The sequence below is a fragment of the Streptomyces pseudovenezuelae genome (assembly GCF_001513955.1).
GTDB lineage: Bacteria > Actinomycetota > Actinomycetes > Streptomycetales > Streptomycetaceae > Streptomyces > Streptomyces pseudovenezuelae.
On sequence record NZ_KQ948153.1, the window covers coordinates 304,487 to 324,923 of the forward strand.

Genomic DNA, 20,437 nt, shown 5'->3' on the forward strand with positions numbered 1-20,437 from the left:
CGGCCTATACGCTCGAACCCCACATCGAATCCCGGTTCAGGAGCGTTCATGTACGGCCACGGCGCGGTGCCGCCCGCCCGCAGCTCGGGCACCGTCATCACCCTGCGCGTGCTGCTCGCCGCCGCCGGCTTCCTCTCGTGCGGCCTGCTCGCCTGCGCTCCGCTGTTCCGGGTCGCCTTCCTGCGCGGCCGGTCGGTCGACTGGGTGCTGGCCTGGGCGAGCCTTCCGATGTCCATCGCGTGCTTCGCGGTGGTCGGCGCACTGCCGGAGAGCGACCCCCGGACCGACGTCGCCATGTCGCTGGTCCTGCTCCTCGGCCTCTTCAGCAGCGTGTACTTCCTGGTGATGGACATCCGGGTGCACCAGCAGCGGCAGTTCGCCGGCTTCCCGCCGCCCCAGGGCCCGACCGTCCACACCGGCTACGGCTACCCGCAGCCGGCACCGCCGCCGTACACGTCCACGCCGCAGCCCTCGCCGCCCACGGTCCCCGCCCCCGGCGTCGTCCCGCCCCCGCCCCCGCAGCGCCCCGCGCCCGCCCGCATCGACCAGGTGCGCGCCGAACTCGACGAGCTCAGCGACTATCTGCGCAAGCACGACGGCGGCAGCACCGAGAGCGGCAGGTGACCGTGGCGACAGGACGCATCGTCGCCGGCCGCTACGAACTGTCCACGCTCATCGGGCAGGGCGGCATGGGCCAGGTGTGGACGGCCTACGACCGGCGGCTCGACCGGCGCGTGGCGGTCAAGCTGCTGCGCCCCGACAAGGTGGCCGGACAGGAGGCCGACGAGCTGCGCCGCCGGTTCGTGCGCGAGTGCCGGGTGACCGCGCAGGTCGACCACCCCGGGCTCGTCACCGTGCACGACGCGGGCAGCGAGGGCGAGGAACTGTTCCTCGTCATGCAGTACGTCGACGGCGCGGACCTCTCCGACCACCTCGCCGAACACGACCCGTACCCCTGGCAATGGGCCGTCGCCGTCGCCGCGCAACTGTGCGCCGTCCTGAGCGCCGTACACGCCGTGCCGATCGTCCACCGCGACCTCAAGCCGCGCAACGTGATGGTGAAGCAGGACGGCACCGTCACCGTCCTCGACCTCGGTGTCGCCTCCGTCATGGACACCGACACCACCCGCCTCACCCACACCGGCTCACCGATCGGCTCCCCCGCCTACATGGCGCCCGAGCAGGCCATGGGCGGCGCGGTCGGCCCGTACACCGACCTGTACGCACTCGGCGTACTGCTGCACGAACTCCTCAGCGGAGACGTCCCGTTCGCCGGATCCACGGCGCTCGGCGTGCTGCACCGGCACCTGTACGAACCGCCGTTGCCCGTGCGCCGCACCCGCCCCGAAGTCCCCGAGGCCCTCGAAGCGCTCGTCCTGCGACTGCTCGCCAAGGACCCGCAGCACCGCCCGGCCTCCGCACAGGACGTCTACGAGGACCTCGCGCTGCTCCTGCCCGCGCGCGGGATGCCCACCGGAGCACCCCTGGACCCCACCCGCCCCTTCCTGCGCCCGCACGCCCCCTGGCCGGACCGCGCGCGCACCCCCGCGCCCCAGCCCGCCCCGGTCACACCGACCCCCGAGAAGACCGGAAAACCGGACGTCGCCCGCGCGGTCGACGAGGTCAAGCAGCTCCTCGGCGAAGGCCGCATCACCCAGGCCGTCGACATCCTCGGCGCCATCCTGCCCGCCGCCGCCGAACAGCACGGCGCGAACTCGCCCGTCGTACGCACCCTGCGCAAGCAGTACGCCGCCACCCTCATGGACGACGGCCAGTACCGGCGCGCCCTGCCCGAACTGCGCCGCCTCGCCGACGAACGCGCCACCGAGGCCGGCCACGCCGACCCGCAGTCCCTGCGCTTCCGCTACGAGGCCGCCCAGTGCCTCGAACAACTCGGCGAACCCGCCGCGGCACTGGCCGAGTACCGCACCCTGCTGCCGTACTACGAGAACCAGTACGTGGCCGGCGACCCCCAGCTCGCCCACGACGTCCGCCGCCGCATCGGCCACCTCCTGCTCGCCCTCGGCGACCGCGCCGCCGCCCACGACACCCTCGCGCGGCTGCTGCACGACGTGGAACGGCTCCAGGGACCGGGCCACCCGCTCGCGGCGGAGGTCCGCCGGACGCTCCAGTGGCTGGGACAGGTGCGCGGCTAGAGCGGACGGCCAGATTTTGCCGTGCCCAGAGGGAAACTTGTCACTTTCAGGGGGTTGGGTTTCCCAAAGCCAGGACCGGTGCCGGATAGCTTTGCGCTTCTTTCATGCATGTACAGCACAACCAGGGGTGGGGTCGTCCATGTCGTCCAAGTCCAGCCATCGGCAGTCCAGGAAACGCAGATACATCACCTGGGGCGTCACCGGCGTCGCCGTGGTCGCCGGCGCGGGCCTCGCCGCACAGAGCTCCATGGCCGCGACCACCTGGCCCGCGCAGAAGACGTACACCGGCCGCGCCTTCGACACCTGCGCCGCCCCCTCCCTCTCCGCGATGAAGGCCTGGCACGGCGGCCTCTACGGCGCCGCCGCCGTCTACGTCGGCGGCAGGAACCGCGGCTGCTCCCAGCCCAACCTCACCGCCTCCTGGGTCAAGTCGGTCAGCACGGCCGGCTGGAAGCTCATCCCGCTCTACGTCGGCGCCCAGCCGCCCTGCCAGTCCGGCTCCAACCCCGAGAAGCTCACCGCCTCCACCGCCGCCTCCCTGGGCGCGACCGACGGGTCCGACGCGGTCGCCAAGGCCGCCGCACTCGGCATGAAGGTCGGCAGCCCGATCTACCTGGACATGGAGGCGTACGACATCACGAACAAGGCGTGCAACGACGCCGTGCTCACCTATGTCCGAGCCTTCGACAAGACCCTGCGCGCGAAGACGTACCGCGCCGGCTTCTACGGCTTCACCAGCTCCAGCGCCAAGGCGATCGCCAACGCGACCGACAGGACCGACCTGCCCGGCAACCTCTGGTACGCGCTCTGGGACAAGCAGAACACCACGACGACGGACTGGCCGTTCGGCAAGACCCAGTACACCGATCACAGCCGCGGCCACCAGTACCTGGTCAACAGCAAGGAGACGCGGAACGGCTACACGATCACCGTGGACCGCGACGCCTGGGACGGCCCGGTCGCCATCACCGGCTGACCCCGGCACGCACGCGCGCGTGCGGTGAGGGCGCGGCGGTGCCCGAAGTCCTGGTGAATCGTTGGTCGAATGGGTTGGCCAGAGCCGGTCCCCTGCCTACCATCGATCACCGCAAGACCTTGTGCACCGTCGCACAATCTCCTCGGGAGGCCTCCTTGCACCGCCGTCGTCGCACCGCGCTCGTCCTCTCCGCCGCCCTCGCGGCCGCAGCACCCCTGCTCACCGCCTGCGGAAACGACGCGCATCCCGGCGCGGCGGCCGTGGTCGGCGGGCAGCGGATCACCGTCTCCCAGCTGGAGAACCGGGTGACCGAGGTGCGTGACGCGCAGCGGGCCGCCGTCACGGACGAGACCCAGTACAAGCAGGCCATCGCCAAGACCGGCACCCTCACCCGGGACGTCCTGCACGGCATGGTCCTCGACCGGGTACTGCACCGGGCCGCCGCCGACGCGGGCGTGTCCGTGACCCGCAAGGAGGTCCAGCAGCTGCGCTCCGGCCTGGAGGAGCAGGCGGGCGGCGCCAAGGGCCTGGAGACGACCTGGCTCCAGCGGTACGGCATCGCACCCGAACGCCTCGACGAGAACCTCCGCCTCCAGCTGGAGGCCCAGAAGCTCGCCGGAAAGCTCGGCACCGACACCAGCAACCCGGCCTTCTGGAACGCCCTCAGCAAGGCGTCCAAGCAACTCGACGTCGACCTCAACCCCCGCTACGGCACCTGGGACGTCACGAAGAGCACCCGCGTGGACGCGAAGACGCCCTGGGTACGGGAAGTCACGGCGGCGGGGAACGAGCAGAGCGCGTAACAGGACGGGGACGACGGCGGGGCGGAGACAGGGGACGGGGGCCAGGGCGCGGACGAGCGCGGGGCGGCTCACCGGACGGTCCACCTGGCGGGCGGATGATCGTACGATCACCCCGCCGTCCCGACCCTGTGGACAACCTGATCACCCCGTCACCGCCGTGCGTTAGCTTCGAACTGTGAACGCAACCGGCTTCGAGCCCGCCCCCGACCAGGACCCCGACACGGCGTCCGCCCCCGGCCGCATCGTCCTGCTCACCACCAGCCACCGCGTCGCCCCCGGCCTGCTGTCCTGGCCCGCCTGGCAGGCACTGCACGCCGCCGACCGTGTGCTGTGCGCGGACGGCGCCCACCCCCAGCTCCCGTATCTGCGGGAGGCGGGGACACGGGTCGACGAGACCTCCCCGACCGCGGAGGAACTGGTCGAAGCCTGCGCGGGCGGGCACACCGTGGTCGTCGTGGCCACCGGTGAGGGCGAGCCGGCCCTCACGGACGGTCTGGCCCGCCTCGCCGGATCCGGCCGCCTCCAGATGCCCGAACTGGAGCTCCTCCCCGCCTCCTACGACCTGCCCGGCGCCCGGCTCCTCGACCTCGTCCAGGTCATGGACCGCATCCGCGCCGAGTGCCCGTGGTCCTCGCAGCAGACCCACACAGGCCTCGCGAAGTACGGCATCGAGGAGGCGTACGAACTCGTCGAGGCCATCGAGGAAGGCGACCGCGACGAACTGCGCGAGGAACTCGGGGACGTCCTGCTCCAGGTGGTCTTCCACTCGCGCATAGCCGAGGACGACCCGGACGCCCCCTTCTCCATCGACGACGTCGCCGGCGGGATCGTCGCCAAGCTCATCCACCGCCACCCCCACGTGTTCGGCGACGAGACAGCCACCACCCCCGAGGAGGTCAAGGCGCACTGGCTGCGCACCAAGGCGATAGAGAAGCAGCGCACCTCGGTGACCGAAGGCATCCCCCTCGGCCAGCCCGGCCTCGCCCTCGCGGCCAAGCTGGCGTCACGGGTGCGGACGGCGGGCCTCGACGTCCCCCTCCCGAAGACCGAGGGCATCGGCTACGAACTCCTCGCCCTGGCCACCCGCGCCGAGGCGGAGGGCGTCGACCCGGAGACCGCGCTGAGGGCGGCGGCGCGGGCGTACCGGGATGCGATCCGGGGGGTGGAGGGCTGAGGGGGTGTGGGGGCTGAGGTGCGCCGGTTGGGTGGGGGAGGGACCTGGCAGGTGGGAGGAGGGAGGGCCCTCGGCACGTGAGGGAACCGCCACCGACCACACCCCCCACCCCTCCGGCTAACGTCAAGGAGTGACCGACCACCCCTCCGCGACCCCGCCCTCCCACACCCCGCCCCCCACCCCTCCCACTCCCTCCACCCCCGCCCTCTCCACCCCCACTCCCAACCCCGCCCCCACCCCCCTAACCCCCGAGCTCTTCTCCTGGGAGTTCGCCACCAACCCCTACCCCGCCTACGCCTGGCTCCGAGAGCACGCCCCCGTGCACCGGACCCGGTTGCCCAGCGGAGTGGAGGCCTGGCTGGTCACCCGTTACGCCGATGCCAAGCAGGCCCTCGCCGACCAGCGGCTCAGCAAGAACCCCGCGCACCACGACGAGCCGGCGCACGCCAAGGGCAAGACCGGTATCCCGGGGGAGCGCAAGGCGGAGCTGATGACGCATCTGCTGAACATCGACCCGCCGGACCACACCAGGCTCCGACGGCTCGTCAGCAAGGCGTTCACGCCCCGCAGGGTGGCCGAGTTCGCGCCCCGGGTGCAGGAGCTGACCGACCGTCTCATCGACGGGTTCGCGGCCACCGGCACCGCCGACCTCATCCACGACTTCGCGTTCCCGCTCCCCATCTACGCGATCTGCGACCTGCTCGGCGTACCCCGTGAGGACCAGGACGACTTCCGGGACTGGGCGGGCATGATGATCCGGCACGGCGGGGGCCCGCGGGGCGGGGTCGCGCGGTCGGTGAAGAAGATGCGCGGCTATCTCGCCGAGCTCATCCACCGCAAGCGGGAAGCGCTGCCCGACGAGCCGTCCCCAGGCGAGGACCTCATCTCCGGGCTGATCCGCGCCTCCGACCACGGGGAGCACCTCTCCGAGAACGAGGCCGCGGCGATGGCCTTCATCCTTCTGTTCGCGGGTTTCGAGACCACGGTCAATCTGATCGGCAACGGTGTGTACGCCCTGCTCACCCACCCCGAGCAGCGGGCTCGGCTGCAGGAGTCCCTCGCCGGGCAGGACAGGGGCCTCCTGGAGACCGGGGTGGAGGAGCTCCTTCGTTACGACGGCCCGGTCGAGCTGGCCACCTGGCGGTTCGCCACCGAGCCCCTGCGGATCGGCGGGCAGGACATCGCCGCCGGGGACCCGGTGCTCGTCGTGCTCGCCGCCGCGGACCGGGATCCGGAGCGGTTCGCCGACCCCGAGGTGCTCGATCTGTCCCGTCGTGACAATCAGCACCTCGGTTACGGCCACGGCATCCACTACTGCCTCGGTGCCCCGCTCGCCCGTCTGGAGGGCCAGACCGCGCTCGCCACCCTCCTCACCCGCCTCCCGGATCTGCAACTCGCTGTGGATTCAGCTGATTTGCGCTGGCGTGGCGGGCTCATCATGCGTGGACTGCGTACTTTGCCCGTGGAGTTCACACCCGTCCGGTAATCGACCGAGGGGTCCGGCGTATCCCCGGGCGGGGCCGCGTAAACATGACGCGGCCTCAAGTCTGTGATCTTCACGTGATCTACGCGGCATTAACTTGTGACAAGTGATCGAATCCCTATACGTTCACGGACCAGCGCGGTGCCCCGTACCGGCTGCCGCGCCAGTACCTGCTGTCTCGGGAAAGGTCCCCCCATGCTCTCCGGGAACGGTCGTCACCGTCGCCCCCGTCAGGCTCCGGCTCTCCTTGTGGCGGCCGGTGTGACGGGATCCGCCATCGCGATCCCACTGCTCGGAGCGACCGGGGCGAGCGCCGCCACCGGCACCACGTGGGACCGGGTCGCGGAGTGCGAGAGCGGCGGCTCCTGGAGTGCGAACGACGCCAACGGCTACTACGGCGGCCTTCAGATGTCCCAGGAGAACTGGGAGAAGTATGGCGGCCTCGCCTACGCCGAGACCGCCGACCTGGCGAGCCGCAACCAGCAGATAGCCGTGGCCGAGAAGCTTCTCGCGGACCAGGGCATCGCCGCGTGGCCGACCTGTGGTCTGCTCAACGGCCTCAGCAAGGACTCGAGCTCGGCCGAAGTCGACACGGGCGTGGGGAGCGGTACGCCCTCGTCCTCGGCGTCCGGCTCGTCCGACTCGTCTGGTTCGTCCGATTCTTCGAACTCCTCGGACTCCGGGGAGTCTTCCGGCCTGCTCGACGCGCTGGACGGCTCGTCCGCGACGCCGTCGCCCTCGGCCACCGCCTCCAAGGGCGACAGTTCGGCCAAGCCGGACAAAAAGAACCCTTCGGGTTCAGGTGAGTCCGCCGCGGAAACCGCGAAGCCTTCCGACAGCTCACCCGTGGTCAGTACAGAAGAGGATGAAGCGGACAAGTCGTGGCAGGAGGGCAGCTCTTCGGCTCTCGTGGACGTCGGCGCTCTCGGCTCCGGCAAGCACCGCGGCGACAGCGCCGAGGAGAGTGCGACGAAGAGCACGGCCGCCTCCCCGGCCGGCCGGCATGCCGCCGCCACCTACGTCGTCCAGGAGGGCGACTCCCTCGCCTCCATCGCCGACTCCCTTGGGCTCGACGGCGGATGGCGTGCCCTCTACGCCGAGAACAAGGACCGCATCGGGGTCGACCCGAGCAACATCGTCGCCGGTCAGACGCTCGACACAGGGGCTGAATAGGGCTGAAAAGCCCAGAAAAACAGCGGGAGTTCGCGTCACACTTCGCACCGAATGTCCACTTTGGTGAAAGTGTGGGATGAGTCTCAGAAGCCCTGATCGTCTTTGAAATTCCGCGGAGCGCGTGTCTACGGTCGTGACCGCTCGGCAACCCGAGCCCCGTCTGTCGCAACGCCGAATCCTGCCAGCGGCCGTACGGGAACAGTCGTCGCGTCAAGCGCCGTAGGCAGGAGCGGGGGACCCAAGGTAAGCGCCGGGTCCGGAAGTTGAGGCCTCGCGGGGTCTCACGGCCGAAAGGCCGCCGGAACCGGCTTGGGGTGAAGCCGCGCACCGAAGGGTGTGCGGCCGGGCAACTCAACCGGCCCGAACCCGACAGCTCACCTCGCAGGCGTCGGTGAGGGGATCCACCATGCTGTTTTCCGGCAAGGGCAAGCACCGTCGTCCTTCCAAGGCCACCCGCGCCGCCGCTCTGGCCGGCGTCACCGGTGTCGCCATCGCCGCCCCGCTGATGGCGGCCGGCAACGCCTCTGCCGCCACCGCCTCCGAGTGGGACACCGTCGCCCAGTGCGAGTCCGGCGGCAACTGGTCCATCAACACCGGCAACGGCTACTACGGCGGCCTGCAGTTCTCGGCCTCCACCTGGGCCGCGTACGGCGGCACGCAGTACGCCGCGCAGGCCAACCAGGCCAGCAAGTCCCAGCAGATCGCCGTCGCCGAGAAGGTCCTCGCCTCCCAGGGCAAGGGTGCCTGGCCGGTCTGCGGCACGGGCCTGTCGAGCGCCGGCTACAACGGCGACACCTCGTCCTCCTCCAGCTCCTCGAACTCCGGCTCCTCGAACACGAGCAGCCGTTCGACCGACGAGCAGAGCGCCTCCCGTTCGACCGACCGTCCGGCCGCGAAGAAGACCGTCACCACCCCGACCGGCAAGAAGGTCAAGAAGGGCGACGGCGAGTACAAGGTCGTCAAGGGTGACACCCTCAGCTCGATCGCCGAGAAGCACAAGGTCAAGGGCGGCTGGCAGAAGCTGTTCAAGCTGAACAAGGACATCATCGACGATGCCGACTTCATCTTCCCCGGCCAGCAGCTGCACCTGAAGTAGGACCCAGCTGAACCACAGGGCCCTCACACCCGTGTCCTTCAGGATGAAGGCCTCGTGAGGGTCCCCCCGTCCCCACGGGCTCCCCGCTCCGGTGCGTGTTCCCCCGTACGCACCGGGGCGGGGTTTTTTCATGGGCCGACGCGTGAGCGGGTCGGTGGGCCGACTTTTGCGAAACCGGCTTTGTTCCGTTCAGAAACAATTTACTCTCGGTTCTGTCCACGGGGCGGTCCACACGGTGGCCGATCCCCCGGAGCCGGTTAGGCTCGGTCTCGCAGAACCCACCGCGGTCCCGGCGGACCGTGTCACATCCCAAGAAGGAGATGCTCGTGCCGTCCATCGACGTCGTCGTAGCCCGGGAAATCCTGGACTCCCGAGGCAACCCCACGGTCGAGGTCGAGGTCGGCCTCGACGACGGCAGCACCGGTCGTGCCGCCGTCCCGTCCGGCGCCTCCACGGGCGCCTTCGAGGCCATCGAGCTGCGCGACGGTGACCCCAACCGTTACCAGGGCAAGGGTGTCGAGAAGGCCGTCCTCGCCGTCATCGAGCAGATCGGCCCGGAGCTCGTCGGCTACGACGCCACCGAGCAGCGCCTGATCGACCAGGCGATGTTCGACCTGGACGCCACCGACAACAAGGGCTCGCTCGGCGCCAACGCCATCCTCGGCGTCTCCCTCGCCGTCGCCCACGCCGCCTCCGAGGCCAGCGACCTCCCGCTCTTCCGCTACCTGGGCGGCCCGAACGCGCACCTGCTGCCCGTTCCGATGATGAACATCCTGAACGGCGGCTCGCACGCCGACTCCAACGTGGACATCCAGGAGTTCATGATCGCGCCGATCGGCGCGGAGTCCTTCTCCGAGGCGCTGCGCTGGGGCACCGAGGTCTACCACACCCTCAAGAAGGTCCTGAAGAGCAAGGGCCTGTCCACCGGTCTCGGTGACGAGGGCGGCTTCGCGCCGAACCTGGAGTCCAACCGCGCCGCCCTGGACCTCATCCTCGAAGCGATCAAGGAAGCCGGTTACATCCCCGGCGAGCAGGTCGCCCTGGCGCTCGACGTCGCCGCGTCCGAGTTCTACAAGGACGGCAAGTACCAGTTCGAGGGCAAGGACCGCTCCGCCGCCGAGATGACGGAGTACTACGAGGAGCTCGTGGCGGCCTACCCGCTCGTCTCCATCGAGGACCCGCTGTTCGAGGACGACTGGGCCGGCTGGAAGGTCCTCACCGACAAGCTGGGCGACAAGGTCCAGATCGTCGGCGACGACCTGTTCGTCACCAACCCGGAGCGCCTGGCCCGCGGCATCGAGGACGGCGCCGCCAACGCGCTGCTCGTCAAGGTGAACCAGATCGGCTCGCTCACCGAGACCCTGGACGCCGTGGAGCTCGCCCAGCGCAGCGGCTTCAAGTGCATGATGTCCCACCGCTCCGGCGAGACCGAGGACGTCACCATCGCCGACCTGGCCGTCGCCACCAACTGCGGCCAGATCAAGACCGGCGCCCCGGCCCGCTCCGAGCGTGTCGCCAAGTACAACCAGCTCCTGCGCATCGAGGAGATCCTCGACGACGCCGCGGTCTACGCCGGCCGCAGCGCGTTCCCGCGCTTCAAGGGCTGAGCGGCGTCAAGGGCTGACCCCGACAGGGCCAATCCTTAGCCAGTCGTACGTACGTCCCCGTACCGGTCCCGTACCGTGTGCGGGGACGTACGCACGTAGAAGGGGAGGCGGCGAGCCGATGGCCGTGAAGGACCGGGACCGTTTCTCCACCACGACCAGGATCAGGCTGCTCGGTGAGCAGACCGCGGCCCGTGTCTACCGCTCCCAGACCAAACGGCAGGCCCGCCGCTCCCGGCTGACCGGCCGGGCCGCGCTGCTCGCCCTCGTGCTGTGCACGCTGGTGGTGGCGCTGGCGTACCCGATAAGGCAGTACGTCTCCCAGCGCGCCGAGATCGCCGATCTGCAGCGGGAGAAGGCACGGGCCGCCGAGCGGGTCGAGAAGCTGCGCGACCTCAAGGCGCGCTGGCAGGACGACGCCTACGCGCAGCAGCAGATCCGGCAGCGGCTGCACTATGTGATGCCGGGGGAGACGGGCTTCATCGTCGTCGACCCGGACGCGGCGAAGCAGTCCCGCACCGATCTCGGGGCCGCCGACCGCCCCTGGTACTCCAACGTCTGGGACGGCGTCGACAAGTCCGACGCCTCCGACCAGTGAGACCGAGACCTGAGAACTAGAGAAAGACAGGCATGGAAACGCCCCCGCCGACCACCCCGCGCACCGAGCCCACCGACGCCGACGTCGAGGCCTTCAAGCAGCAGCTCGGGCGGCCGCCGCGCGGACTGCGCGCGATCGCGCACCGCTGCCCCTGCGGACAGCCGGACGTGGTGGAGACGGCCCCGCGCCTCCCCGACGGCACGCCCTTCCCGACGACGTACTACCTGACGTGCCCGCGCGCCGCCTCGGCGATCGGCACGCTGGAGGCGAACGGCGTCATGAAGGAGATGACGGAGCGGCTCCAGACCGATCCCGAGCTCGCGAAGGCGTACCGGGCCGCGCACGAGGACTACCTCGCCCGCCGGGACGCCATCGAGGTCCTGGAGGGCTTCCCCAGCGCGGGCGGCATGCCGGACCGCGTGAAGTGCCTGCACGTCCTGGTGGGCCACTCGCTGGCCGCCGGCCCGGGCGTGAACCCCCTGGGCGACGAGGCGATCGCGATGCTGCCGGAGTGGTGGCGCAAGGGGCCGTGCGTGGTGACGTCCTCGCCGCCCGCCGGTGAGGGCTGGGAGGTGGCCGAGGGCGACTCCGGCCACTTCGCCTTCAAGCCCGCCGACGCCGAGGAGAACGACCAGTGACCCGCGTCGCCGCCATCGACTGCGGTACGAACTCCATCCGCCTCCTCGTGGCGGACTGCGACCCGGCGACCGGCGAACTGGTCGACCTGGACCGCCGTATGACCATCGTGCGGCTCGGGCAGGGCGTCGACCGGACCGGGCGGCTCGCTCCCGAGGCGCTGGAGCGGACCTTCGCCGCGTGCCGGGAGTACGCCGCGGTCGTCAAGGAGCACGGGGCCGAGCGGCTGCGTTTCGTCGCCACCTCCGCCTCCCGGGACGCGGAGAACCGGGACGACTTCGTCCGGGGCGTCCTCGACATCCTCGGCGTCGAGCCCGAGGTCATCACCGGGGACCAGGAGGCCGAGTTCTCCTTCACCGGGGCGACCAAGGAGCTCACGGGCAGCGACCACCTGGCCAGGCCCTACCTGGTCGTGGACATCGGTGGCGGCTCGACGGAGTTCGTCGTGGGTGACGACCATGTGCGCGCGGCACGCTCCGTCGACGTCGGCTGTGTGCGGATGACCGAGCGGCACCTCGTCCAGGACGGGGCCGTCAGCGACCCGCCCAGCGACGGGCAGATCGCCGCCATGCGCGCCGACATCGAGGCCGCTCTGGACCTCGCCGAGGAGTCCGTGCCGCTGCGCGAGGCGCGCACGCTGGTGGGGCTCGCCGGGTCCGTCACCACCGTGTCGGCGATCGCGCAGGAGCTGCCGGAGTACGACTCCGAGGCCATCCACCACTCCCGGGTCTCCCATGCCCGGGTCCGCGAGATCACGGAGTGGCTGCTGCGCTCCACCCACGCCGAGCGTGCGGCCGTCCCCTCCATGCACCCGGGGCGCGTGGACGTCATCGGCGCGGGGGCGCTCGTCCTGCTCACGATCATGGAGCGGATCGGCGCCGAGGAGGTCGTCGTGAGCGAGCACGACATCCTCGACGGCATCGCGTGGTCCCTCGCGTAGCCCTGCCGGGCACCTCTGCTGAGCAGGCAGAACAACGTATGAGCGCGTCCGGGGGGCCCTTCGGGGCCCCTCTTCGGCGTGGCGCCGAGAAAGTTCGTGAAGTTCTTCACAAGGAATTTGGCCCTGCCGGACGACGAATGTGGTCCGGTTGACCCTTCCGGGGGTCCGACACCCGTGTGAACACGTTCAAAACGGTGAGTTGCGGACCTCGGGGGAGGGGCGGGGAAGGCGGCCGCGAGGGTCCCTCACGGGACCGCTTTCGGCACAGAGGGGCAGCTCACGCGGCATTGACAACGGGTCGCCTTACACGCTGGTTCCCGTTCTCCGCCATGACGTGGATCACGCGAGTCGCGGAGGATAACACACACCTTCCAAGAGCTTGTGAAGGGGCGCACGAGCGACCCCCCTGGGGCGGGTGGATACTCGATGCCATGAGCACCACGGAGCGTCCCAGGATCCTCGTAGTAGGCGGTGGGTACGTAGGCCTGTACGCAGCTCGGCGCATTCTCAAGAAGATGCGCTACGGCGAGGCGACCGTCACGGTCGTCGACCCCCGGTCGTACATGACCTACCAGCCCTTCCTCCCCGAAACCGCCGCCGGCAACATCTCCCCGCGCCACGTCGTCGTCCCGCTGCGACGCGTGCTGCCGAAGGCGGAGGTGCTCACCGGCCGGGTCACCACCATCGACCAGGACCGCAAGGTCGCCACGATCGCCCCGCTGGTCGGCGAGGCGTACGAGCTGCCCTTCGACTACCTGGTGATCGCGCTCGGCGCGGTCTCCCGCACCTTCCCGATCCCCGGCCTCGCCGAGCAGGGCATCGGCATGAAGGGCATCGAGGAGGCCATCGGCCTGCGCAACCACGTGCTTGAGCAGCTCGACAAGGCCGACTCCACGACCGACGAGGAGATCCGCCGCAAGGCGCTCACCTTCGTCTTCATCGGCGGTGGCTTCGCGGGTGCGGAGACCATCGGCGAGGTCGAGGACATGGCCCGCGACGCGGCCAAGTACTACACCAACGTCTCGCGCGAGGACATGCGGTTCATCCTCGTCGACGCCGCCGACAAGATCCTCCCCGAGGTCGGGCCCAAGCTCGGCCAGTACGGCAAGGAGCACCTGGAGAGCCGGGGCGTGGAGATCTACCTCTCCACCTCGATGGACTCCTGCGTCGACGGCCACGTGGTCCTCAAGAACGGCCTGGAGGTCGACTCCAGCACCGTCGTGTGGACCGCCGGCGTCAAGCCGAACCCGGTCCTCTCCCGCTACGGCCTCCCGCTGGGCCCGCGCGGTCACGTGGACACCGCCCCGACCCTCCAGGTCCAGGGCACCGACTACATCTGGGCCGCCGGCGACAACGCCCAGGTCCCGGACGTCGCCGCCCGCAAGGCCGGCGTCGAGAACGCCTGGTGCCCGCCGAACGCCCAGCACGCGCTGCGCCAGGCGCGGGTCCTCGGCGACAACGTGATCTCCGGCATGCGGGGCTTCCCGCAGAAGGACTACAGCCACTCCAACAAGGGTGCTGTCGCGGGTCTCGGCCTGCACAAGGGCGTGGCGATGATCGTCATGGGCAAGATGAAGATCAAGCTCAAGGGCCGTCTCGCCTGGTACATGCACCGCGGCTACCACGGTCTGGCCATGCCGACCTGGAACCGCAAGATCCGCGTCTTCGCCGACTGGACCCTCGGCATGTTCCTCAAGCGCGAGGTGGTCTCCCTCGGCGCCATGGAGAACCCGCGCGAGGAGTTCTACGAGGCCGCCCGGCCCGTGCCGGCCGCCGAGCCGAAGAAGACCGAGGCGAAGGCCTCCTGACGACCGGCTCCGGTCGCTGATCCACCCCGAAGGACCTCCCGCCATCCGTGGTGCGGGAGGTCCTTCGGCGTTCCCCCGCCCAGCGGGTGTACATGTTCGCTACATGTGTTTTGCTCAGATGTGACCCGCCGAAGGGACTGCTCCCCGGCATGCCGCTGTTTACCCAGGTGGACAATTCCGGGATCCTCGTCACGGAGGTGTGCGCCATGGCAGATGCCGCGCTGCGGCTCAGGACCCTCTTCGCCCAGGTGCTGGGAGTGCCGCTACCGGTGCGGATCCGCGCCTGGGACGGTTCGGAGGCCGGACCGCCCGACGCGCCCGTGCTGGTCGTGCGCAACCGCCGGGCCGTGCGCCGGCTGCTGTTCAAGCCCGGCGAACTGGGGCTGGCCCGCGCCTGGGTGGCCGGGGACATGGACATCGACGGCGACCTCTACACCGCCCTCGACCTGATCTCGGGGCTCGTCTGGGAGCGCGGGGACGACGCCAGGACCCTCTTCGAGTCCCTGCGCGACCCCGAGGTGCGCTCCGCCGTACGCGGACTCGTCGCCCTCGCCGGACCGCCGCTGCCGCCCGCCCCGCCGCCCGAGGAGATCCGCCGGGTCCGCGGCCATCTGCACACCCGGCACAGCGACAAGCGGGCCATCAGCCACCACTACGACGTCGGCAACGGCTTCTACGAGATCGTCCTCGGACCGTCGATGGTGTACTCGTGCGCCTACTGGCAGGCACCCGAACCCGACGGCACCCTGGAGCACGCCCAGCGCGACAAGCTGGACCTGGTCTGCCGCAAGCTCGGTCTGACAGCCGGGCGAAGACTCCTCGACGTCGGCTGCGGTTGGGGTTCGATGGCCATCCACGCCGCCCGCGAGTACGGCGTGAGCGTCGTCGGCATCACCCTCTCCCAGGAGCAGGCGGCCTACGCCCGCAAGCGGGTCGCCGACGAGGGACTCACCGACCGCGTCGAGATCCGGGTGCAGGACTACCGCGACGTCACCGACGGGCCGTACGACGCCATCTCCTCCATCGGCATGGCCGAACACGTGGGCGCGGATCGCTACCTGGAGTACGCCGAGGACCTGCTCAAGCTGCTCAGGCCCGGCGGGCGGCTGCTCAACCACCAGATCGCCCGGCGCCCGCAGACCGACGAATCGGCGTACCACCTCGACGAGTTCATCGACGCCTACGTCTTCCCGGACGGCGAACTCGCCCCCCTCGGCACCACCGTGACCATGCTGGAGCGGGCCGGCTTCGAGGTGCGCGACGTCGAGTCGATCCGCGAGCACTACGCCCACACCCTGCGCCGCTGGGTCACCAACCTGGAGGCCCAGTGGCAGCGCGCGGTCCGGATCGCCGGGCCCGGGCGGGCCCGCGTGTGGCTGCTGTACATGGCCGCCAGCGCCCTCGCCTTCGAACACAACCGCATCGGCGTCAACCAGGTCCTCGCCGTCAGGACCCCCGAATCCGGCACCTCCGGGCTGCCGTTGCGCGCCCGCACCTGGAACTGAACCGCGGCAGGGGCCCGTTGCTCGGCAACGGGCCCCATGTCGTACGGCTGCCGAACCCGCGCGGCGCTACTCGGCCTTGATCGCCGCCAGCATGTTCATGCGGGCCGCCCGGCGGGCCGGCCACAGCGCGGCGAGGATGCCGACCGTCGCCGCGAGCAGCAGGAACACCGCCATCCGGGCCCAGGGCAGGACGAGTTCGTACGTCGCCATCTTCGTGCCGAGCAGCTCACCGGCCGCCCAGCCGAAGAAGACGCCGAGGCCGATCCCCAGGACCCCGCCGAACAGGGAGATGACCAGGGACTCCAGCCGGACCATCCGCTTGATGCCCTTGCGGTCCAGGCCGATCGCGCGGAGCATCCCGATCTCCTGGGAGCGTTCGAAGACCGACATGGCCAGGGTGTTGATGACACCGAGCACCGCGACGATCACCGCCATCGCCAGGAGGCCGTAGAGCATGTTCAGCATCAGCGTGAACATCTGCGCGATGGACTCGGAGAGGTCCTTCTTGTCCTGGACCTTGATGGCCGGGTTGGTGCCGAGGGCCTTCTCCAGCCGGTCCTTGGTGGCGTCGGAGGCGCCGCCGGACGTCTTCAGCATGACCTGCATGTCGGACCGGTCGCTCAGGTGCGGGTCGAGGGTGGCGGTGTCCAGCATGATGCCGCTGATCAGTTCGTTGCCCTCGTAGACCCCGGCGACCTCGAGCCGCTGCGCCCGGCCGTCCTCGTAGTGCACGGTGAAGGCCGAACCCGCCTTCCAGCCGCGGGACTTGGCGGTGTCCCGGTCCACGACGACCCGCGTGCCGCCGACCGCGAAGGTGCCGCTGTCGACCTTCAGGTCGGTGAGCTTGCCGATCGCCGAGCCGTTGACCCCGGTCAGGTACTCGGTCTCGCCGTCGATGCGGGAGGGCGCGTTGCGCAGCGGGCTCACGGCGGTGACGTCGTCGACCTTCGCCAGCTTCTTCTCGACGTCCGGCGAGAGCTCGTTGCCGTTCGCCATGGAGACGACGTAGTCCGCCTTGACGGCCGCCGACGCCATCTTGTCGATCGACTTCTGGAGGCTGCCCGCCATCACCGTCATACCGGTGATCAGGGTGAGACCGATCATCAGCGCGGAGGCCGTGGCGGCCGTACGGCGCGGGTTGCGCACCGAGTTCTGGCGGGCCAGCTTCCCGGAGACACCGAAGACGCGCAGCACGGGGGCCGCCGCCGCGATCAGCGGACGGGACAGGAGCGGGGTGAGGATGAAGACACCGATGATCAGCAGGACCGCGCCCAGGCCCATGGGGGCCTGGCCGTCCGAGCCGTCCATGGTGGTGGCCGCCAGGATCACGGCGACGCCCGCCCCGCTGAACAGCGCGCCCAGCGTGTTGCGCAGCACCAGCGACTTGGTCGTCGCCTTCGCGTGCACGCTGCTCATCGCCGCGACCGGCGGGATCTTCGCCGCCCTGCGGCCCGGCAGCCAGGCCGCCAGCATGGTGATCAGGACGCCGACCGCCAGGGCCACCCCGACCGTGCCCGGCGTGATGACGAGCGGCCCGTCCGGGACGGTCGCGCCGAGCGCGCCCATGAGGGACCTGAGCCCGGCGCCGATGCCGATGCCGGCCACCAGGCCCGTCACGGCGGCGACCAGACCGACCACGAACGCCTCCACCAGCACCGACCGCGTGATCTGCCGACGGGACGCGCCGACCGCCCTGAGCAGCGCCAGCTCCTTGGTGCGCTGGGCGACCAGCATGGTGAAGGTGTTGGCGATGATGAAGGTGCCGACGAACAGCGCGATGCCGGCGAAGACCAGCAGCCCCTGCTTGAGGCCGGCCATGGACGAGGAGATCAACCGGGCCTGGCTGTCCGCGAGTTCCTGCCCGGTCGTGGTCTCTACGGCGTTCTTCGGCAGCGCCTTCTCCAGCGCCGCCCGAAGCGCGGTCTGGGAGGTGCCGGAGGCCGCCTTCACGTCGATCTCGTCGTACCTGCCCGGCTTGCCGAACAGCTTCTGGGCGGTGGCCGTGTCGAACAGCGCGAGGCTGCCGCCGGCCGCGACATTGCCGTCGTCGGTGGTGAAGATGCCGGTGACGACGGGCTTGAGGACCGGCCCGTCGACCGAGATGCGCACGGTGTCGCCGACCTTGTAGCCGGCCCGCTCGGCGGTCTCAGAGTCGATGGCGACCTGGTTCGCTCCCTTCGGCGCGGAGCCCTCGGCGAGCGGGTACCGGGGGTCCTTGGCCCCGTAGTAGTTGCCGCCCTGCGACTGGAAGCCGCCGCCGACGAGCTTGCCGTCCTTGTCGGCGATGGCGGTGAAGCCGCTCACGACACCGATGGCGTTCGACGCCCCGGGGACCTTCGCGCTCCTGTCGAGCAGGGTCTGGGTCAGCTCGTGGCGCTTGCCGATCGTGTTGCCCTTGTCCTCGTCCCACTGGGCGGTGACGGCGACATCGACCTGGTCGAAGCCCTTGGCCGAACTCTTCTGGTAGGCCTCGGAGATGGTGTTGGTGAAGACGAGGGTGCCGGACACGAACGCCACGCCGAGCATGACGGCGAGCACGGTCATCAGCAGCCTGGCCTTGTGCGCGAGTACGTTGCGCAGGGCGGTGCGGAACATCAGCTGGTGCGGCCCTTCGCGTCGAACTGCTTCATGAAGTCCAGGACGTTCTCGGCCGTGGGCTTGTACATCTCGTCCACGATCCGGCCGTCCGCGAGGAAGACCACCCGGTCCGCGTACGCCGCGGCCACCGGGTCGTGGGTCACCATGACGACCGTCTGCCCCAGCTCCCGTACGGAGTTGCGCAGGAAGCCCAGGACCTCGGCGCCGGAGCGGGAGTCGAGGTTTCCGGTCGGCTCGTCACCGAAGATGATGTCGGGCTTGGACGCGAGGGCCCGGGCGACGGCGACGCGCTGCTGCTGGCCGCCGGACAGCTGAGCGGGACGGTGGCTGAGCCGGTCCCGCAGTCCCACCATCTGGATGACCGAATCCAGCCACTCCTTGTCCGGCTTGCGGCCGGCGATGTCCATCGGGAGCGTGATGTTCTCCAGGGCCGTCAGGGTCGGCAGCAGGTTGAACGCCTGGAAGATGAACCCGATCTTGTCCCGTCGCAGTTTGGTGAGCTGCTTGTCCTTCAGGGAGCCCAGTTCGGTGTCGCCGATGCGGACCGAACCGGAGGAGAAGGTGTCCAGGCCGGCCACGCAGTGCATCAGCGTGGACTTGCCCGAGCCGGAGGGGCCCATGATCGCGGTGAACTCGGCCTGCCGGAACTCGACGGTGACCCGGTCCAGGGCGACCACCTGGGTCTCGCCCTGTCCGTAGATCTTCGACAGATCCGTGGCGCGTGCGGCCACGGAGGTGGCCCGGCCGGCGACGGGTGTGGTGGTCACGGGATGGAACTCCTAGCGGGACGACATCGTTGAAGGACGTCTTCCATCCTGGTGGCGGGAGCCCGTCGTGTAGTCAGCCGCAGTTCTGGTTCCGAAGGCAGACTTCGGAGGGACCGCGCCGCTCGGTGTCATACCTGGGGATGACGGCGGCCCCTGATCGGGGCTCATGCAGAGAACAGGTGGAGCGTCCTCGTTCGGGCGGTGAAATTCCGTCATTCCGCATGCGTGGCCGAGTGCCGCACGTAACGCTATTGGCAAGTGCGGATGGCGTGTTCCAGGGTCTGATGCACCCTCAGACGTCAATAAAATAAGACAACATCGGTCCGCCCGACCACTGTTCGGGGGATGCACCCCGATAGGCTCGGAACCTCGACGCGGAGCCCATGGCCTGCCCGGATGGTGGAATGCAGACACGGCGAGCTTAAACCTCGCTGCCCCTTCGCGGGCGTGCCGGTTCAAGTCCGGCTCCGGGCACTTTCCCGCCCACGCGACGACTTCTCGCGCGTGGGCCGGCCTCCCGTCTTCAACCCTCGTAGACGGTCAGTACGGCACCGCCGATCTCGATCCGGCGGCCGGCGCGCATGCCGTCGCGGCGCAGTGTTCTCAGACAGGTGTGGAACAGGGGCAGCTCGTCCGCGTCCAGGACGGCGGCGGCCAGTTCCACGAGTTCGGTCACCGACTGGTCGGTCAGTACCTCGGGCAGCTCACCGGAGAGCAGTACGACCGATTCTCCGGCGGGCCCACGGACCACGGCTGTCGCCGGCCCGCCATGCACGAACAACACATTCCCCCCTGGGAGCCCGGGGTCGTGCGGCTCTCGCTCCTCGGGCAGGACGAGAGACTAGCGGGGGAGTCCGGCGCTTTCGGGCACAGTCGAATTCTTTTTCCGACTCCTCGGAAGAGTGAACATCCCCGGTCGCAGACCGCCGAGACCCAGCCTCCGGACGGTCACTTCCTTGGCCAGGGGTGGGGGTGGCGGTGCCGGGGCGGTGAGGGAGGGCGGGGGCCGGGTCCTGGTGACTGGTTGCCTGGTGAGGGGGCTGTGGCGGGGTGTCGCTTGCGTGGCCCCCGGGTGGGTGGGCCTGGGCCGGTCCGTGTGCGGGCCCCCGCCTGCGCCGGG

17 protein-coding genes, 1 tRNA gene and 1 riboswitch are annotated in these 20,437 nt (G+C 70.0%); of the genes, 15 read left to right on the plus strand and 3 right to left on the minus strand.

The genetic code is table 11. The features are described from left to right. Nucleotides 1-48 precede the first annotated feature (48 nt). The 14 genes from AQI94_RS38080 (at nt 49) to AQI94_RS38145 (ending at nt 15,952) form a co-directional block, all read left to right on the plus strand. On the plus strand, nt 49-624 hold the full coding sequence (locus tag AQI94_RS38080; RefSeq protein ID WP_062230198.1) for a hypothetical protein: 576 nt from the start codon (nt 49-51) through the stop codon (nt 622-624). Nucleotides 625-641: 17 nt separating this feature from the next. Further along, nucleotides 642-2,156, plus strand: a complete 1,515-nt coding sequence (locus AQI94_RS38085) for a serine/threonine-protein kinase (protein WP_263973328.1) — start codon at nt 642-644, stop codon at nt 2,154-2,156. 139 nt (nt 2,157-2,295) lie between these two features. Then, nucleotides 2,296-3,132 carry a glycoside hydrolase domain-containing protein gene (locus AQI94_RS38090; protein WP_031052395.1) on the plus strand — a complete coding sequence of 279 codons (837 nt, stop codon included), beginning with the start codon at nt 2,296-2,298 and terminating at the stop codon, nt 3,130-3,132. A gap of 155 nt (nt 3,133-3,287) precedes the next feature. Then, nucleotides 3,288-3,935, plus strand: coding sequence for a SurA N-terminal domain-containing protein (locus AQI94_RS38095; RefSeq protein WP_031052397.1), 648 nt, complete (start codon nt 3,288-3,290; stop codon nt 3,933-3,935). A 175-nt stretch (nt 3,936-4,110) separates the two neighbouring features. Further along, complete coding sequence (locus AQI94_RS38100) at nt 4,111-5,109, plus strand: nucleoside triphosphate pyrophosphohydrolase (RefSeq protein ID WP_031052399.1); 999 nt, start codon at nt 4,111-4,113, stop codon at nt 5,107-5,109. A gap of 130 nt (nt 5,110-5,239) precedes the next feature. Further along, complete coding sequence (locus tag AQI94_RS38105; protein ID WP_062230200.1) at nt 5,240-6,595, plus strand: cytochrome P450 family protein; 1,356 nt, start codon at nt 5,240-5,242, stop codon at nt 6,593-6,595. 192 nt (nt 6,596-6,787) lie between these two features. Next, nucleotides 6,788-7,765 carry a transglycosylase family protein gene (locus AQI94_RS38110; RefSeq protein ID WP_031047605.1) on the plus strand — a complete coding sequence of 326 codons (978 nt, stop codon included), beginning with the start codon at nt 6,788-6,790 and terminating at the stop codon, nt 7,763-7,765. 205 nt (nt 7,766-7,970) lie between these two features. After that, a riboswitch (cyclic di-AMP (ydaO/yuaA leader) is annotated at nt 7,971-8,168 on the plus strand. A gap of 3 nt (nt 8,169-8,171) precedes the next feature. Continuing rightward, nucleotides 8,172-8,861: a LysM peptidoglycan-binding domain-containing protein gene (locus AQI94_RS38115; protein WP_031047602.1), complete on the plus strand. Its 690-nt coding sequence runs from the start codon at nt 8,172-8,174 to the stop codon at nt 8,859-8,861. Between the two features lie 320 nt (nt 8,862-9,181). Further along, the gene (gene eno / locus AQI94_RS38120) at nt 9,182-10,468 is read left to right on the plus strand and encodes a phosphopyruvate hydratase (RefSeq protein WP_007382562.1); all 1,287 of its coding nucleotides are present in this window, start codon (nt 9,182-9,184) and stop codon (nt 10,466-10,468) included. Between the two features lie 118 nt (nt 10,469-10,586). Next, entirely contained in the window at nt 10,587-11,063 is a 477-nt protein-coding gene (locus tag AQI94_RS38125; RefSeq protein ID WP_031047599.1) for an FtsB family cell division protein, read from the plus strand. 32 nt (nt 11,064-11,095) lie between these two features. Then, nucleotides 11,096-11,701 (plus strand): DUF501 domain-containing protein, encoded by a 606-nt coding sequence (locus AQI94_RS38130; protein ID WP_031047597.1) that lies wholly within the window; start codon nt 11,096-11,098, stop codon nt 11,699-11,701. Continuing rightward, nucleotides 11,698-12,639 (plus strand): Ppx/GppA phosphatase family protein, encoded by a 942-nt coding sequence (locus tag AQI94_RS38135; protein WP_031047594.1) that lies wholly within the window; start codon nt 11,698-11,700, stop codon nt 12,637-12,639. Before AQI94_RS38130 ends, AQI94_RS38135 begins: the two co-directional genes overlap by 4 nt. Nucleotides 12,640-13,070: 431 nt before the next feature. After that, on the plus strand, nt 13,071-14,447 hold the full coding sequence (locus tag AQI94_RS38140; RefSeq protein ID WP_037942738.1) for an NAD(P)/FAD-dependent oxidoreductase: 1,377 nt from the start codon (nt 13,071-13,073) through the stop codon (nt 14,445-14,447). Between the two features lie 206 nt (nt 14,448-14,653). Next, on the plus strand, nt 14,654-15,952 hold the full coding sequence (locus AQI94_RS38145; RefSeq protein WP_031047584.1) for a class I SAM-dependent methyltransferase: 1,299 nt from the start codon (nt 14,654-14,656) through the stop codon (nt 15,950-15,952). 66 nt (nt 15,953-16,018) lie between these two features. Here the strand turns inward: AQI94_RS38145 and AQI94_RS38150 are convergent, their stop codons facing one another. Beyond that, nucleotides 16,019-18,547, minus strand: coding sequence for an ABC transporter permease (locus AQI94_RS38150; RefSeq protein ID WP_031047580.1), 2,529 nt, complete (start codon nt 18,545-18,547; stop codon nt 16,019-16,021). Beyond that, nucleotides 18,547-19,317: an ABC transporter ATP-binding protein gene (locus AQI94_RS38155; protein ID WP_031047579.1), complete on the minus strand. Its 771-nt coding sequence runs from the start codon at nt 19,315-19,317 to the stop codon at nt 18,547-18,549. Before AQI94_RS38155 ends, AQI94_RS38150 begins: the two co-directional genes overlap by 1 nt. A gap of 390 nt (nt 19,318-19,707) precedes the next feature. Between AQI94_RS38155 and AQI94_RS38160 the strand changes: the two genes are divergently transcribed. Continuing rightward, nucleotides 19,708-19,791, plus strand: a tRNA-Leu gene (locus tag AQI94_RS38160). A gap of 49 nt (nt 19,792-19,840) precedes the next feature. Here AQI94_RS38160 and AQI94_RS38165 read toward each other — a convergent pair. Then, a complete protein-coding gene (locus tag AQI94_RS38165) occupies nt 19,841-20,101 on the minus strand; it encodes a hypothetical protein (protein ID WP_225890393.1) in 261 nt (86 codons plus the stop codon). Nucleotides 20,102-20,437: the final 336 nt, after the last annotated feature.